The 15,014-nt window shown below is 56.3% G+C and carries 13 protein-coding genes and 1 pseudogene; 3 read left to right on the forward strand and 11 right to left on the reverse strand.

Translation table 11 applies throughout. From position 1 onward, the window contains the following. From IEX10_RS20195 to dusB, 10 genes and pseudogenes are all read right to left on the reverse strand, one after another. Nucleotides 1-180 (reverse strand): annotated as a pseudogene (locus IEX10_RS20195) (Arm DNA-binding domain-containing protein); the annotation flags it as partial. A gap of 291 nt (nucleotides 181-471) precedes the next feature. Beyond that, a complete protein-coding gene (gene hflX, locus IEX10_RS10820; protein ID WP_188674795.1) occupies nucleotides 472-1,734 on the reverse strand; it encodes a GTPase HflX in 1,263 nt (420 codons plus the stop codon). A 3-nt stretch (nucleotides 1,735-1,737) separates the two neighbouring features. Further along, nucleotides 1,738-1,974 carry an RNA chaperone Hfq gene (hfq, locus tag IEX10_RS10825; RefSeq protein ID WP_069299985.1) on the reverse strand — a complete coding sequence of 79 codons (237 nt, stop codon included), beginning with the start codon at nucleotides 1,972-1,974 and terminating at the stop codon, nucleotides 1,738-1,740. A 130-nt stretch (nucleotides 1,975-2,104) separates the two neighbouring features. Next, nucleotides 2,105-3,610 carry a TrkH family potassium uptake protein gene (locus IEX10_RS10830; RefSeq protein WP_188674798.1) on the reverse strand — a complete coding sequence of 502 codons (1,506 nt, stop codon included), beginning with the start codon at nucleotides 3,608-3,610 and terminating at the stop codon, nucleotides 2,105-2,107. 4 nt (nucleotides 3,611-3,614) lie between these two features. Continuing rightward, on the reverse strand, nucleotides 3,615-4,991 hold the full coding sequence (gene trkA, locus IEX10_RS10835) for a Trk system potassium transporter TrkA (protein ID WP_188674801.1): 1,377 nt from the start codon (nucleotides 4,989-4,991) through the stop codon (nucleotides 3,615-3,617). Between the two features lie 49 nt (nucleotides 4,992-5,040). Then, entirely contained in the window at nucleotides 5,041-6,456 is a 1,416-nt protein-coding gene (ntrX, locus tag IEX10_RS10840) for a nitrogen assimilation response regulator NtrX (RefSeq protein ID WP_188674804.1), read from the reverse strand. 27 nt (nucleotides 6,457-6,483) lie between these two features. Then, complete coding sequence (locus tag IEX10_RS10845; protein ID WP_188674807.1) at nucleotides 6,484-8,730, reverse strand: sensor histidine kinase NtrY-like; 2,247 nt, start codon at nucleotides 8,728-8,730, stop codon at nucleotides 6,484-6,486. 48 nt (nucleotides 8,731-8,778) lie between these two features. After that, a complete protein-coding gene (locus IEX10_RS10850) occupies nucleotides 8,779-10,164 on the reverse strand; it encodes a sigma 54-interacting transcriptional regulator (protein WP_188674810.1) in 1,386 nt (461 codons plus the stop codon). After that, nucleotides 10,164-11,273, reverse strand: a complete 1,110-nt coding sequence (locus IEX10_RS10855; RefSeq protein ID WP_188674813.1) for a two-component system sensor histidine kinase NtrB — start codon at nucleotides 11,271-11,273, stop codon at nucleotides 10,164-10,166. The genes IEX10_RS10850 and IEX10_RS10855 overlap by 1 nt, the downstream gene beginning before the upstream one ends. Further along, nucleotides 11,270-12,259, reverse strand: coding sequence for a tRNA dihydrouridine synthase DusB (gene dusB, locus IEX10_RS10860; RefSeq protein WP_188674816.1), 990 nt, complete (start codon nucleotides 12,257-12,259; stop codon nucleotides 11,270-11,272). The genes IEX10_RS10855 and dusB overlap by 4 nt, the downstream gene beginning before the upstream one ends. A gap of 138 nt (nucleotides 12,260-12,397) precedes the next feature. Between dusB and IEX10_RS10865 the strand changes: the two genes are divergently transcribed. Genes IEX10_RS10865 through IEX10_RS10875 form a run of 3 tightly spaced genes read left to right on the forward strand, consistent with a single transcriptional unit; the run spans nucleotide 12,398 to nucleotide 14,513 of the window. Beyond that, nucleotides 12,398-13,549, forward strand: coding sequence for a bifunctional 2-C-methyl-D-erythritol 4-phosphate cytidylyltransferase/2-C-methyl-D-erythritol 2,4-cyclodiphosphate synthase (locus IEX10_RS10865; protein WP_229678528.1), 1,152 nt, complete (start codon nucleotides 12,398-12,400; stop codon nucleotides 13,547-13,549). After that, nucleotides 13,546-14,037 carry a phosphatidylglycerophosphatase A family protein gene (locus IEX10_RS10870; RefSeq protein ID WP_188674819.1) on the forward strand — a complete coding sequence of 164 codons (492 nt, stop codon included), beginning with the start codon at nucleotides 13,546-13,548 and terminating at the stop codon, nucleotides 14,035-14,037. The genes IEX10_RS10865 and IEX10_RS10870 overlap by 4 nt, the downstream gene beginning before the upstream one ends. Beyond that, entirely contained in the window at nucleotides 14,034-14,513 is a 480-nt protein-coding gene (locus IEX10_RS10875) for a CinA family protein (protein WP_188674823.1), read from the forward strand. Before IEX10_RS10870 ends, IEX10_RS10875 begins: the two co-directional genes overlap by 4 nt. Nucleotides 14,514-14,520: 7 nt before the next feature. On the opposite strand, the gene IEX10_RS10880 is transcribed toward IEX10_RS10875, so the two are convergent. Continuing rightward, a complete protein-coding gene (locus tag IEX10_RS10880) occupies nucleotides 14,521-14,982 on the reverse strand; it encodes a type II toxin-antitoxin system RatA family toxin (RefSeq protein WP_188674825.1) in 462 nt (153 codons plus the stop codon). Nucleotides 14,983-15,014: the final 32 nt, after the last annotated feature.

Genomic DNA, 15,014 nt, shown 5'->3' on the forward strand with positions numbered 1-15,014 from the left:
AAACCGACCTTCCTGTGCGCTTGCATGGTTTCTCTGCCGTTGCTTGATCTTGATTGGATCATCGCCGTTCGCCACAATCCGCCGCACATCATGGGCCGCTTTCCGGGCTTCTGCGAGAGACAGGAGGGGATAGGAGCCAAGCCCCATCTCGCGTTGTCGACCGAACAGTGAAAACCGGAAGGTCCATTGTGCCTGCCGTCTTTCCTCTTAAACAACCATAAGCCCTGTCCGTCGAAATGTTTGCCAGGCGACAGGGACTTTAACTGTGCGACTGTAAAGAAATTGGATTTTGCCATAAGGGTACCTCCGAAATATCTACAAACGCAGATGGCACTGCCCGGGAAATCCCGGACCGCGCTGAGACGCTACCGCACTCTTATTAAAGCACGATTTAAATCTCAGAGCGCTTGATACGAAGGATATACCCCTCCGGCGGGAGTATTTGGGGAACATTGAAGTAAGGGTGTGCTTTTAGCTACCGTACTTTTCGAATTGAGCGGCTTGTTTGGCGGTCCATGTTACGGTGATTTCATACCCCTGATCCCACAGGTCTTCTTTGTCGATGACGTTTTGTTCAAACAACCACGCGCGGCGGGCGCCTTCGGAGAAGGCCAGACGCAAGGTTTGGGTGGTTTTGGGATCGTCGAGCGCTTTGGCAACGCTGTCGAGAAGTGTGTCGATGCCCTGCCCCGTTACAGCCGACAGGATCTCTATATTCTCGGATCGTTCAGCCGTGTTGCGGGCGGTTTCATAGGCCTCGGGGGGGAGCAGGTCCACCTTGTTCCAGACCTCGATCATGGTATCGCTGGCGCTTTGGGTGACACCGAGATCGGCGAGGATGTCGGTGACATCTTCCGCCTGCGCCTCGGTTTCGGGATGGGCAATGTCGCGCACATGAAGGATCAGATCGGCATCCAGAACCTCTTCCAGCGTCGCACGGAAAGCGGCGACCAGTTGGGTTGGCAGTTCCGAAATAAAACCAACCGTGTCAGAAAGGATGATCTTGCGGCCCTCGGGCAGCTCGATTTCCCGCATTGTCGGGTCAAGAGTGGCGAACAGCATGTCTTTTGCCATCACATCCGCGCCGGTCAGTTTGTTGAACAGCGTTGATTTGCCCGCGTTGGTATAGCCCACCAGAGCAACAATCGGATAAGGCACCTTGGCACGGGCGGCGCGGTGCAGCTCGCGGGTTTTGACGACTTTGGACAGCTGTTTCTTCAGCCGGACAATCGCATCGTCAATGGCACGGCGGTCGGATTCAATCTGGGTTTCACCGGCACCACCGACAAACCCCAAACCACCGCGCTGGCGTTCAAGGTGGGTCCATGCGCGGACCAGCCGCGTCTTGGAGTAGCTGAGCGCGGCAAGGTCGACTTGCAGCACGCCTTCGCGGGTGGCGGCGCGATCCGAGAAAATCTCGAGGATCAGGCCGGTGCGATCCAGCACTTTCACCTTCCAGTGCCGTTCAAGATTGCGTTGCTGGATCGGTGTGACCGGACCGTCGATGATAACGAGAGTGACCTCTTCGGCCTTGATCCGTTGATCCAGCTCTTCGAGCTTCCCTTTACCGAACAGCAAACCGGCCTGCGGTTTGCGCAGGTTAACGACTTCGCCGTAGGCCACATCCAGTTTCAGGGCATGGGCCAGAGACACGGCCTCTGCCAGAGCATGCTCTGGCGCGCGGCGTGTTTCCTGATTGGCGATATCGGGGTGAAGGACGCAGGCGCGTTCCAAGGATCAGCTTTCCTCGCCGTCGTACAACTGCACAGCTTGGGCTGGCATGATGGTCGAAATGGCGTGTTTATAGACAAGCTGGCTTTGGCCGTCGCGACGCAACAGAACACAGAAGTTATCAAACCAGGTGATCATCCCCTGAAGTTTGACACCGTTGATCAGAAAAATCGTGACCGATACTTTCTGTTTACGAACATTGTTAAGGAATGCGTCCTGCAGGTTTTGTTTGTCGCCAGCCATTTTTGTCAGCTTTCAGTTTTATGCCCCGCATTGATTGGCGCGGGATATTGTTTTCGTTCCGAGCGAGACTAAGAGACAAATGCGGGGTTTGACCAGCAGAAAATTTCGCTTTTTGGTCAGTTGTGGTAATTTATCGCCAGTAGTTGGGGTTCAGCACGGCAATGACGGCCAAAGCCTCCAACCGGCCAAGGATCATGGCCACACATAAGATCAGTTTGCCAAGGTCTGAAATATTGGCGTAACCGGTAAAGCTCTCGCCCGCGGCATGGGCCAGAGGGCCGGTGTTTGACATGCCTGCCGTTGCAAACAACAAGCTATCGGCAAAGCCGATCCCCGTGGCCGAAAGCGCCAGCGCCGTCAGGCCGAGCGACAATACAAACAGCATCAAAAAGATCCATGCGATCTGCGCCCCTTCGCGGCGGATCAGTCGAACCCTTCGGGAGGAACCGGCAATTGAATTGGGGTGGTTCAGGCGTTGGATTTCCCGCTGGCTGTGTTTGTAAAGCGCATAGACCCGCAGCAATTTCACCCCGCCTGCTGTGGTGGCGATGCCGCCGCCCATGACAGACAGGCTCATCAGGATCAGACCGGTTGTGCCAAGCCCCGACCAGTTCCGCGCACCCTCCCAAGCGGCACTTTCAAAGCCGGTGGTCGTCAGGAAAGACATGACCATAAACACCGCGCCCCAGATTGCAGCAAGAACACTGGGCACCTCGGCCCCTGCAGACACCTCATAGGCGGCTGTCCAGTGGCGCAGGAACAACAGGAACGGAATGATTATAAGACAGGCCAGTGTCAGGTTGATCTCTTTGTCCAGCTTGATGTTCTGAAAAAACTCGCGGTCGCTGGCAAAAAAGAACGAGTGGCGGGAAACTGCAAAGAACAGGAAGAGGAACATCAGAACCTCACCCGCATAGCCGCTGGACGCCCCTTCCAACCCGCCAACCGGAGAAATACCGCTGGTCGAAACGATCGACATGGCATGAGAGACAGCCACCAACGTTCGATCCCCCGCTACCAGAAGGGTCAGGGTCAGCAGAGCGGTCACGGCAAGGTAAATCGGAAATATCTGCTCGGCGTAACGGGCGAGGCGCTGTTTCGCATCTGCACTCGCGATCTGGTTGCTGGATTTCTGCGTGCCCTGCCCTGCGGCGAAAATCTCAAACCCGCCGATGTTAAGGGGCGCAAAAATCGCCATCGCGACCACGAGGATGAAAAATCCGCCGACCCAGCCCACAATCGCCCGCATCAAATGCAGCGGTGCGGGCACGATTGTCGGATCGTCAAACAGCGTTGCGCCCGTCGTTGTCAAACTGCTGAGCATCTCGAAATAGGCCTGAAAATAGGTAATCGAGGTGACAAGATAATTGAACGGCAAGGCAAGCAGTGCGGGAATCGTCAGAAACGAGGCAAAGACCGTCACCAGATAATTCCGCGCCGTATTCGGGGCCGAATATCCTGTGACGGCAATTCCAACAAGCCCCAACAGAATAAGCAGGAAGGTGGTATAATAAAAGAATGTGCGCGCTACATCCCAATCTTCCAGCCGGATCGCAAAGACCATCGGCAGATACATCATCGCAACCGCAAAGCCGAGCAGTTGGACGAACAATGGAAGGGAGCGCAGCCAAGCCATCGCGCTAAAAGAAGTCGATCCGCACTTGCAAAAGCCGCTCTACATTTTCGATGTGGCGTGCAAGAGAGAAGATCACAACAATATCGCCGTCCTCGACACGGGTATCCCCGTTTGGCCGGATTACCTTGTCGCCCTTTTGGATCGCCGCAATGATCGCGCCCTCGGGTATGTTAATATCGCGTATGGCGCTCCCTGAAATCGGCGAAGTGGACATCACTTGTGCTTCGATCACCTCGGCTTCGGCATCGCCGATGGAGTAGACCTGCCGCACGCGTCCATGACGGATATGGCGCAGGATCGACGATACGGTGGTCGCGCGGGGGTGGATGAAGGCGTCAATATTTAGCGGACGCATCAGGGGGGCCAGTCCGTTGTCATTAACCAAAGCCACAACTTGGGGGCAGCCTTCGGCTTTTGCGCGGGTGGCTGTCAGAAGGTTGGTTTTATCATCGTCCGTCACCGCCAGCAGCGCATCGGCTTTGTCCAGATTAGCCTCCATCAGCATATCCATATCAAGCCCGTCACCGTGGAGCACAATCGTGCGTTCCAGCGCCTCCGCTGCCCGTTCGGCCACAGGGCGCGACTTTTCGATGACCTTGGCACGGACCCTGTCTGATCGTTTCTCAAGCTCGCTCGCCACCGCAAGACCAACATTGCCACCGCCTATGATGATGACCCGTTCCCGTTTCTTCGTGGTCTTGCCGAAGATTTCCAAGGCGCGGCCCACGTCGTCCTTGTGGGTGAACAAATAGATTTGGTCGCCGACAAACAATTGGTCGTCAGGTGTCGCGGTGAACAGTCTGTTGTCCCGACGGACACCACAGACCAGTGCGCGAAGGGTAGAGAAAAGCTCTGACAATTGGCGCAGCGGTGTGTTCACCACGGCGCAATCTTCATCGAGCGTAATGCCAAGCATCTCTACCTGCCCCATCAGGAACGGCTCGCTGTCAAAGGTGGACGGAGCGGCCAATTGGCGCAAAGCGGCGGCTGCCACTTCTTTTTCCGGCGAGATCACGACGTCGATCGGCAGGTGGTCCCGCTGGTACAGATCCGTGTAGATCACATCAAGATAGGACTGCGCCCGAAGACGCGCAATCTTGCGCGGGATCGAAAAGACCGAATGGGCCACCTGACATGTGACCATGTTGACCTCGTCCGAGTGTGTGGCGGCGATAATCATGTCCGCATCCCGCGCACCGGCGCGGCGCAGAATGTCGGGATAGCTGGCAAATCCGGCGATACCGGAAACATCAAGGGAATCCGTGGCCTGATTCACAAGGGCCGGATTGTTGTCCACGATGGTGACTTCATTGTTTTCGGCTGCAAGGTGGCGGGCAATCTGCCAGCCGACCTGTCCTGCACCACATACGATAACCTTCATGTCAGGCTCCTGTCGCTATGAGCCTGTGCTACCAGTTTGGGCGGCTGCGTCAATCGCCAAGGGGCTCTACCGAGTCTTCTTCTATTTCGGCGATGCGGGTTCCGGCCTTGTTTGTGGTCACAACATTCAAGGTTTTCAGCTTGCGGTGCAACGCACTGCGCTCCATCCCGACGAAATTCGCGGTGCGCGAAATGTTACCGCCGAACCGGTTGATCTGTGCCATCAGATATTCCCGTTCAAACATCTCGCGGGCTTCACGTAGGGGCAACATGGCATAGGTGTTGGACAGCCCTGCCCCTTCACCGCTGTTACCGCTTTCGTTTCCGGGGATTTCAGACGGTTCGATCTCGCCTTTGTCAGGGCCAAGGATCAACACCCGCTCGATCACATTACGCAACTGGCGCACATTTCCGGGCCAAGTCATGGTTTGCAACAAAGCTTCGGTTTCTTCGCCTAAGGGACGCACAGGCAGGCCCTGCGCTGCGTTCAATTCTTCCATGAAATGCTGGGCGAGCAGCGCAATATCTTCGCGCCGTGCCTCAAGCGAGGGAACGTTGATCGGCACCACGTTCAAGCGGTGAAACAGTTCTTCGCGAAAACGTCCTGCGGCGATCTCCTGTGTCAGGTCGCGGTTCGTGGCCGACAGCACGCGAATGTCCACGCGCACTTTGTCCGAGCCACCTACACGCGTGAAGGATTGCTCAACCAGAACCCGCAGGATTTTAGACTGCGTTCCAAGGGGCATATCCGCCACCTCATCAAAGAACACGATGCCACCGTGGGCCTGCTCCAAGAGACCCGGCTCAAACCCGCGTTCACTGCCTTCGCGCCCGAACAACACCTCTTCCATACGATCCGGTTCGATACTGGCAGAATTGACCGAAACAAACGGCGCTTTTGCGCGATCCGATTTGGAGTGGATATACCGCGCGGCCACTTCTTTACCGCAGCCCGATGGCCCCGTCAGCATCACGCGCCCGTTGGTTTTGGTCACCTTATCAAGCTGGCTCTGCAAATTACGGAAGGCCGTGGAATTGCCCACCATCACCGAAGACGTTACGTCCTTCACCTTCAGTTGTGCGTTTTCACGGCGCAACCGCGATGTTTCCATCGCCCGCGCGATTACCACCATTAACTGGTCGATATTAAAGGGCTTTTCGATAAAGTCATACGCACCCTGCTTCACCGCAGCCACCGCGATTTCAATGTTGCCGTGGCCCGAAATAATCACCACAGGAATATCAGGATTGTCGCGCCGAACGGTTTTCAGAATGTCGATCCCGTCCAGCCGGCTGTCCTTTAGCCAAATATCCAGAATAATCAGATCCGGCGCGTCTTTGTTAATTTCGGCGAACGTATCATCCGAATTGGCCGCCTTGCGGGTCGTATACCCCTCGTCCACCAGAATGTCGGACACAAGTTCACGAATATCTTTTTCATCATCAACGACGAGAATATCACCCATTTTACCACTCCTGACGGTCACCTTTGATCAGGCCACCTTTATATTTTCGGTTACATTACTAAATTCATTTCCAAATGGCAAAACGATACGTGCCATTGCACCCACCCGACCCGTACCGTCGAAAGCGGGGGCATCAAGCAGTTCCAGCGTGCCACCATGTTCTTCAATAATCTTCTTCACAATCGGCAGCCCCAGCCCCGTGCCACTGTCGCGGTGGGTCACATAGGGTTCAAACAAACGGGACCGGTTTTCCGCGGGCAACCCCATGCCGTTATCCTGAATTTCAATCTCGGTAGAGCCGTTCTCACAGCGTACAATCACACGGATCTCCGGCGCAAAGTCTTCCGGCTTTTCTTCCATGCCTTCAATGGCTTCACCTGCGTTTTTAATCAGGTTTGTCATCGCTTGATTAAACATGGTCGCATCAATCACCGCTTGGATGCTCTCGGCTTCCATAACAAGATTTACTTTGGTCGGGCTTAATGCTGACTGCTGCAACACCACCACATCGCGGATCAGTTTGGCCAGATCCTGATCGCGCCGTTCTGGTTCGGGCATACGTGCGAATTTGGAGAATTCATCAACAATGCGGCGCAAGTCGTTGGTTTGCCGTATAATAACGTCCGCGTACTGCCCAAGGTCAGCGCCTTCGTCGCCGAGTTTCGGACCGAATTTGCGTTTCATCCGCTCGGCGGACAGTTGGATCGGGGTGAGCGGGTTCTTAATCTCATGGGCGATCCGGCGGGCCACATCGCCCCAAGCCGCCATGCGCTGGGCGGAAACGAGCGACGTTACGTCGTCGAACGTCACAACGTACCCTTCCAGTTCTCCATCCTCAGATACCCGTTTGGCCATCCGCACCAACAGAATCTCGGGGCTTCCGGTTCGTGTCAGTCTGACCTCTTCCTGCGCAACACCGGAGGTTTTATCCTCGAGTTTTGCGAACAGTCCCGAAAACTCCGGTACTGCGAGGATCAGTTCTGCATTGGCGTCGCCGTCGACGTCCAGATTCAGCAATCGCGCCGCTGCGGTGTTCATCATGGCGATCTGTCCGTGTTCGTTCAGACCGATTACACCCGCTGTCACGCCGGACAGCACGCTATCAAACAAACGGCGGCGGCGTTCGGTACGCTCGTTCGCTTCAATCAGATCGTCGTGCTGGCGTTTGACCTGCTGGGTCATGCGGTTGAAAATCTGCCCGAGCATGGCGATTTCGTCGTCGCCGTCTTCTTCGCGCACCTGCACACCCAGATCTCCTTCCCCCACACGTTCCACAGCCCCCGCAAGGCGGGCGACAGGGCGTGAGAGACGTTCGGCAAACCACAGCCCCAGCCAGATCGCAGCCAGAATCACGATAAGGGCAAACGCCATGTAAATTAGGGCCAGATCAAACAGAAGCTGGTCCCGTTCCTGTTCCCCTTGATTGTAAAGCGCGACGGTTTCCTTGGTTTCATCCAGCAGGTTCAGGATTTCCCCATCCACGCGGCGCGATACATAGATATAGCGATCCGGATAGGTGCTAAGCCGCACAAGCGCACGGAACTCGTTGTTGTCCCAATCCTGAATAACAACCGTCTTGCCCGCTTCGGCCTCTTTCAGGCTGTTGTCCGAAGGCGGTTCAAAATCAAACAGATAGCTGCGTTCGCCTCGCGCCTTAAGGTTGGCGGCCCCGTCGATGACAAAGGCTTCTTTCAACCCCCGTTGAATACGCTGTTGGCCAAGCGTCAGCGAGGAGCGCAATTCCTGTTCGGCGTTAATCCCGAGGATTCGCCGCTGTTGGTTCAGGAATTGTGCCAGCAATTGCGCATCGGCCACCAGATCATTGCGTTGCTCGGTTTCATAGGCTTGTGCGGCTGCGAGAGAATTCCCCACTACGTTCTGCACACGGGTCGAGAACCAGTTTTCAAAGCCGAAGTTCAACAGAATCGTCGAGATCACCGCCACCATGACCGTTGGTACCAGCGCCACAAAGGCAAACACCCCCGAAAGGCGCATATGCAGACGCGATCCTGCGGTCTTTTTGTTGCGCGCGGTGACAATCCGCAGGATTCGCTGACTGACCAGCGCGGCAACAACCAACACATAGACAAAATCGCACAGCAGAACGAACCGGATCAGGTCGTTAGAGACCGATCCGTTGGTCGCGCGCAGCACAAAATAGGTGGTGAAAACCAGAATCGGGGCGAGAAGCGCCAGCGAAATCGCAAACACCGTCTGCACCCGCCGCTTCTTGCGCCAGCCGTTCACACGCCGCCAAAGAATACCAAGATGCATATTATACTGCTCTGCCGTTTCAGAAGTGCATCACTTACTGTTGCGCTTTTACGACAACTTCTTGGTCCTTGTCACCTGAATATCGAGCTCTCGGATTTTTTTGCGCAAAGTATTCCGGTTTATCCCTAATAATTCGGCGGTTTTGATCTGGTTTCCCCGCGTCGCGCTAAGCGAAAGTGCCAACAGAGGTAGCTCCACCTCTCGCAGAATACGGTTGTAGAGTCCGGGGGGCGGCAGCGCATCACCATGCAGGTCAAAGTAGCGTTTGATATGCGCCTCTACCGAAGTTGAAAGGCGGTCCGCTACCACAGGCGTGCCGCTTTGTTCCTGCTCGGCCATTTCTTTCAAGGCCTTTGATACAAAATCGCTGGAAATTTCGTCTTCGGGGCACAGGATCACCAGACGTTGGATGAAGTTTTGCAATCCACGTACGTTGCCGGGCCATTTGGCCAGACGCATTTGATCCATTGCGGATTTCGTCAATGTTTTGCGCGCCATTCCTTTGGCGGCACAGTCTTGCAGGAAATGCTGGCTCAGATCAGAAATATCCTCAATCCGGTCCCGCAATGGCGGCAACACAATGGGCATCACGTTCAAACGGTAAAACAGATCCTCTCGGAACAATCCTTCATTAATCAATGGCAGCACAGGACGATTGGTTGAAGACACAAATCGCAAACTCTGCGCTTGAACTGCATCTGATTGCGTCAATCCAAGCAAATGCAGCTGGCTGTCTGGCGACAGCTCGCTGAGTTCGTCAAGGTATACCGTCCCGCCCTGCTCTGTTTCATTCAAAACTGCGTGGTCAAGCTGGCTTGGCGTGGCCGTGCCGCAATTGATCCGCACAAATTTTGCCTGTGCACGGTTCCCCAAATCATGCAACGCATGTGCCAGCAAATCCTTGCCAGTGCCACTTTCCCCTTGGATCAGCACATTGAGGTCCGTGTTTACGACACGGGCCACGATCCGGTACACCTCTTGCATGGCAGGGCTGCCCCCCACCAACGGCAATGCAGGTTCCGCCGCGACAGGAGCGCCCGCTTTGACCGCTTCCGGCTGGTTGGCATGGCCCGGCCTGTTCAGCGCCTTGGATACTTTGGATAGCAGATCCCGTAGGTCAAAGGGTTTAGGCACGTAATCAAACGCCCCTGCCTCTGATGCGCGAATTGCCGTCACGACGGTGTTCTGTGCAGAGATCACGATAACCGGCAGGTTCGGGCGGCGTTTCATGATGGCGGGCAGCAGATCCAACCCGTTCCCATCCGGCATCATTACATCGGACACAACCGCATCGCCTTCGCCTTCTTCAACCCAGCGCCAAAGGGTCGCCGTGTTGCTAGTGGCCCGCACCTTACAACCGGCCCGTGTCAGAGCCTGCGTGAGAACCGTGCGTATGGTGCGATCGTCATCGGCAACAAGAACAGTGCCATCCATCAGAGAAATCCTTTTTTGGTGCGCCAGACAGGCAGGCGAAGGGTAAAGGTCGTACGACCCGGCATACTGTCACAATCGATCAGTCCACCGTGTCCCATGACGATTTTGGAAACCAAAGGCAGCCCCAGACCACTGCCGTTAGATTTGCTTGTGACAAACGGATCGAAAATCTCGGAAATCAGTGTGTCCGCAATTCCGTGCCCATTGTCAGTAATATCAATCTGAAGCGGCAGGGTTTCAGTGCGCCTGCCAGCCACGGCGAATTTCACGCCTGAATTGTAAGACGTGCGCAACTTGATTTTGCCGCGGGTTTCATCCACCGCTTCGGCCGCGTTTTTGATCAGGTTCTGGAATACTTGTAGCAACTGATCCGCATCCCCTGCTGCATCTGGCAAGGACGGGTCGTAATCCACTGAAAACGATACATGTTTTGCAAATCCGGCCTGTGCGGCCCGCACCGCACGGTCCAGCACGTCATGGATGTTAACCGCCGAACGCTGCGTGGGGCGGTCATCCCCGAAATGTTCAACCTTATCAATCAGTTTTGCAATGCGTTTGGTTTCCTGCTCGATCAGATCGGTCAGCTCGCGGTCCTCATCCGAACCGTTCATCGCCAGAAGCTGCGCTGCGCCGGATATACCGGCCAAAGGGTTGCGCAACTCATGGGCGAGCATGGCTGACATCGCCACAACAGAACGCGCCGCCGCCATATGGGTGAGAGAGCGGCTCATCTTTTGGGCAACGCCTGTGGGCTGGATGATCAGGAGCAAATCGTCAGAATCGCTGCCCACCGGTCCCACGTGAACGTTGCAGCGTACTGAATGCAGGTCGTTCAGCGCGACATCCACGTTATACTGCATCAGAGAACCGGATTTCATCCGCGCCTGCGCCACGGTCTCGGCAATCACGGAGTCCGCTCCGAAAAGAGTTTCAACGCTGCGGTTTCGCAGGATTTTTGCCGAAACCTTAACCATCTGCTCGCCCGCACTATTGCTAAGGCGGAGGTGGTTGTCAGTATCCAGAACGAAGGCTGGAAAGGGCAGATTGGCCCAAATCTGTTCAAAATTTTCGGGGGGCAGCCCGAAGTTCATGTCTTCGGCGCGGTTCATGCGGCCTCGTCTTGTCGGAACCCCAGCGGCAGTTGACGGATCAGCTGCAACACACGGTCGTTGTCGGTTTCGGTGTAAATCTGCTTACGCAGATCTGCGGATGTGGGCAGGACATCCATATACCACCCCAGATGTTTGCGGGCGACGCGGTTGCCCAAATCCGCGCCATAAAAGGTTAGCATCGCCTCGTAATGCTCTGAAATCATGTCAATAAACGCTTCACCTTGCGGGATGTCCGGCGCATTGACCCCAAACATTTCAGCCGCGATCAGCGCAGGCATCCACGGGCGGCCCTGCGCCCCGCGCCCGACCATCACGCCGTCAGCCCCGGACAGCTCCATCGCGCGACGGGCGGATTTAACATCAACAATATCGCCATTCGCCACCACAGGGACAGACACCGCCTGCTTCACCCCCGCGATCGCCGCCCAATCCGCACTGCCTTTGTAAAACTGACACCGGGTGCGGCCATGAATGGTTATCATTTGCACGCCCGCCTGTTCCGCACGGGCGGCCAGTTCGGGGGCATTCAGCAGGTCGTCGTTCCACCCCAACCGCGTTTTCAACGTGACCGGCACATCCACCGCTTCAATGACCGCCTCAATCAACGATACCGCGTGATCAAGATCTTTCATTAGCGCCGAACCGGAATACCCGTTCGTTACCTTCTTGGCTGGACAGCCCATGTTAATATCAATGATTTGCGCGCCGTTGCCTGCACAAAGCTTTGCGCATTCAGACATCCAGTAGGCGTCCTTGCCCGCAATTTGCACCGAAGTATTCGCCGCATGAAAGCCGAGTTCCGCGCGCGCCTGTGCAGAGGGGCGTTTTTCGATCATTTCCTGACTGGCCACCATTTCAGACACGACGAGCCCCGCTCCAAAGCGGCTCACCAGATTGCGGAAGGGCAAATCGGTGATTCCGGCCAGCGGTGCAAGGAGTACGGGAGGCGATATTGCCTTATTTCCGATCAGAATTTGGGTCATGCCTCTTTCTTGTGCATTCGGGCGGGGATTGCAAGTGTGCAACCGCAAGAAATCTCACCATTGTGACCGCGGCCCCCTTTGGGTATTGGAGAGCGATAATGCGCGAGAGGCGCGAGACAACAGACAGGCACAGCGGTTTTGTCAGATTTATCAGCAGAATTCCTGATCGTAGCAGCGGGTCGTGGCACCCGTGCTGGCGGCGGTATTCCCAAGCAGTACCGCCCCCTAAGGGGCAAGCCGGTGCTCTACCACACCATTTCCGCCTGTTTGGCAAGTGATGCGATCACCAATCTGCGGGTAGTGATTCACCCCGATGACCTGACGCTTTATAGTGACACGGTGGCCCCGATTACCGATGCAAGGCTGCAACCGCCTGTTTTTGGCGGGGACAGCCGCAGCGATAGTGTGCGGCGCGGGCTTGCTGCCTGCAATGGGAGCCATGTTCTGATCCACGACGGTGCCCGCCCCTTGCTGGAACGTGCCAAGATCGACGCGCTGCTGGAGGCACTTCACCACAAGCGGGCCGCTTTCCTTGCCGTGCTTGTGGTAGATGCGCTTTGGCGGGCGGATAGCGACGTGGCGCAGGCGCCTGTGTCGCGGGACGGGTTGTGGCGGGCGCAGACCCCGCAGGCGTTCCGGTTGCGCGATATTCGCGCGGCACATGACGCCACCAACGACGATCTGCCCGATGATGTAGAAACCGCACGGGCCTTCGGTCTGGAAGTCAGCATTGTTGAGGGCAGCCAGACCAATATCAAAATCACACAACCCGGCGATTTCGCGCTGGCAGAGCAACTTATGGGGGCAGAAATGGACATTCGGACAGGCAACGGCTTTGACGTTCACAAATTCGGACCGGGCGATCATGTCACGCTGAACGGGGTCACGATCCCCCATGATCAGGGACTGGTCGGGCATTCTGATGCGGATGTGGCGATGCACACACTGACAGATGCGATTTTCGGGGCTTTGGCGGAAGGTGATATCGGCCAGTGGTTCCCGCCAAGCGAACCCGAATGGAAGGGCGCTGCCAGCGATATTTTCCTGCGCAAAGCGGTTGAGCGCACTGCCGCGCGCGGCTTTACCATTACCCATATGGATTGCACGATCATCTGCGAGGAACCGAAGATCGGTCCTCACACCACGGCCATGCGACAAAAGCTGGCAGAGATCACGGGTATCGATGTAGATAGGATCAGCGTGAAGGCAACCACGACTGAACAGCTCGGCTTTGCGGGGCGTAAGGAAGGGATTGCTGCGCAGGCAACGGCAACATTGGTGAAACTATGACAAGATTTCTGGCCACGTGGTTCTATTCGGGGCTTTTGCCTTTCGTTCCAGGCACTTGGGGGTCGGCTGCGGCACTGCCTTTCGCAGTTATTCTACACGCGCTCGGCGGCTTTCCCCTGCTTCTGATCGCCACTATTGTGGTGTTCTTCGTCGGTTGGTGGGCGACCACCGTAGAAACCCGTGGCAAGGAAAACCACGATCCGGGCGAAATCGTAATTGACGAAGTCGCGGGCCAGTGGCTGACGCTGATGCCACTGTCGTATGTGCTTTGGTCCCACGGCAGTGCTGTGACAATCCTGCCTTGGCCGGGGTTGCTAGGCGGTTTCATCCTGTTCCGCCTGTTCGATATTCTCAAACCTTGGCCGGTGAGCTGGGCTGACCGGAAATCCACCCCGTTCGGCGTGATGTTCGACGACATCCTCGCAGGGATCTACGCCGCACTTCTGCTCAGCATCGGCGGCTATCTGGCCCACGGCGGGTTCTCATGACCCTTCCGGTAGACCTTGCCCGCCAAACGCTGGAGGCCTGTCGGGGCCGTGGCCAGATGGTGGCAACTGCCGAGAGCTGCACCGGCGGGCTGGTTGCGGCGAGTTTGACCGCTGTGGCGGGATCGTCGGATGTGGTGGATCGCGGGTTTGTCACCTACACGAATGATGCAAAGATGCAGATGATCGGGGTGACGCGGGCAACACTGGAAGCTTATGGCGCCGTGTCCGAACAGGTGGCGGCTGAAATGGCGCAAGGCGCGCTCGCAAATTCCAATGCGGGCATCGCTGTCAGCATCACAGGCATAGCAGGTCCCGGCGGATCAGAGCACAAGCCCGAAGGCCGCGTCTGTTTCGGACTGGCCACCAGAACCGGCTGCACCACGATAACCAAAGAATTCGGCGCACTGGGGCGTGCAGAGGTCCGGCTCGCCGCTACAAACTGCGCGCTGTCGGCGTTGCGGGATCAACGCTTCTAAGCCGGTTTCAGGACCCTGCTCCGCTGCCGTAAAGCTCTTTCGCGCGTTTTTCGAATGCGCCCACGATCCGGCGCATAGCCTCGTTGAAGACCACACCAATCACGGCTTGCAGCATTGCGGATTTGAATTCGAAATCCACGAAGAAATCCACCTCGCACCCGCCGCCTTCAAGTTGTTTGAAGGACCAGTGGTTGTTGAGATAGCGAAACGGGCCGTCGATATATTCCACGTCGATCTTCATGTCGTCGGGATGCAGGGTCACGCGACTGCCGAACTGTTCGCGGAACACTTTAAAAGAAATCACCAGATCCGCGTCGATCACTTCGGTGTTTTCCAACTGTTCGCGATTGCGAATCCGCGCACCGGCGCACCACGGCAGGAATTTCGGATAAGAGCCGATATCGGCAATCAGATCATATATCTGTTGCGCGCTATAGGGCATCTGGCGGGTTTCACTGTGCTTTGGCATGGGCGAACTTCTATTATGGTGCGACCACAGGG

This window comes from Neptunicoccus cionae (assembly GCF_014643735.1).
Taxonomy (GTDB): Bacteria; Pseudomonadota; Alphaproteobacteria; order Rhodobacterales; family Rhodobacteraceae; genus Amylibacter; species Amylibacter cionae.

Coding starts and splice junctions, on each gene's coding strand:
- hfq (WP_069299985.1), bottom strand. CDS start 1,974: ATGGCTGGCGACAAACAAAACCTGCAGGACGCATTCCTTAACAATGTT.
- IEX10_RS10830 (WP_188674798.1), bottom strand. CDS start 3,610: ATGGCTTGGCTGCGCTCCCTTCCATTGTTCGTCCAACTGCTCGGCTTT.
- trkA (WP_188674801.1), bottom strand. CDS start 4,991: ATGAAGGTTATCGTATGTGGTGCAGGACAGGTCGGCTGGCAGATTGCC.
- ntrX (WP_188674804.1), bottom strand. CDS start 6,456: ATGGGTGATATTCTCGTCGTTGATGATGAAAAAGATATTCGTGAACTT.
- IEX10_RS10845 (WP_188674807.1), bottom strand. CDS start 8,730: ATGCATCTTGGTATTCTTTGGCGGCGTGTGAACGGCTGGCGCAAGAAG.
- IEX10_RS10850 (WP_188674810.1), bottom strand. CDS start 10,164: ATGGATGGCACTGTTCTTGTTGCCGATGACGATCGCACCATACGCACG.
- IEX10_RS10855 (WP_188674813.1), bottom strand. CDS start 11,273: ATGAACCGCGCCGAAGACATGAACTTCGGGCTGCCCCCCGAAAATTTT.
- dusB (WP_188674816.1), bottom strand. CDS start 12,259: ATGACCCAAATTCTGATCGGAAATAAGGCAATATCGCCTCCCGTACTC.
- IEX10_RS10870 (WP_188674819.1), top strand. CDS start 13,546: ATGACAAGATTTCTGGCCACGTGGTTCTATTCGGGGCTTTTGCCTTTC.
- IEX10_RS10875 (WP_188674823.1), top strand. CDS start 14,034: ATGACCCTTCCGGTAGACCTTGCCCGCCAAACGCTGGAGGCCTGTCGG.
- IEX10_RS10880 (WP_188674825.1), bottom strand. CDS start 14,982: ATGCCAAAGCACAGTGAAACCCGCCAGATGCCCTATAGCGCGCAACAG.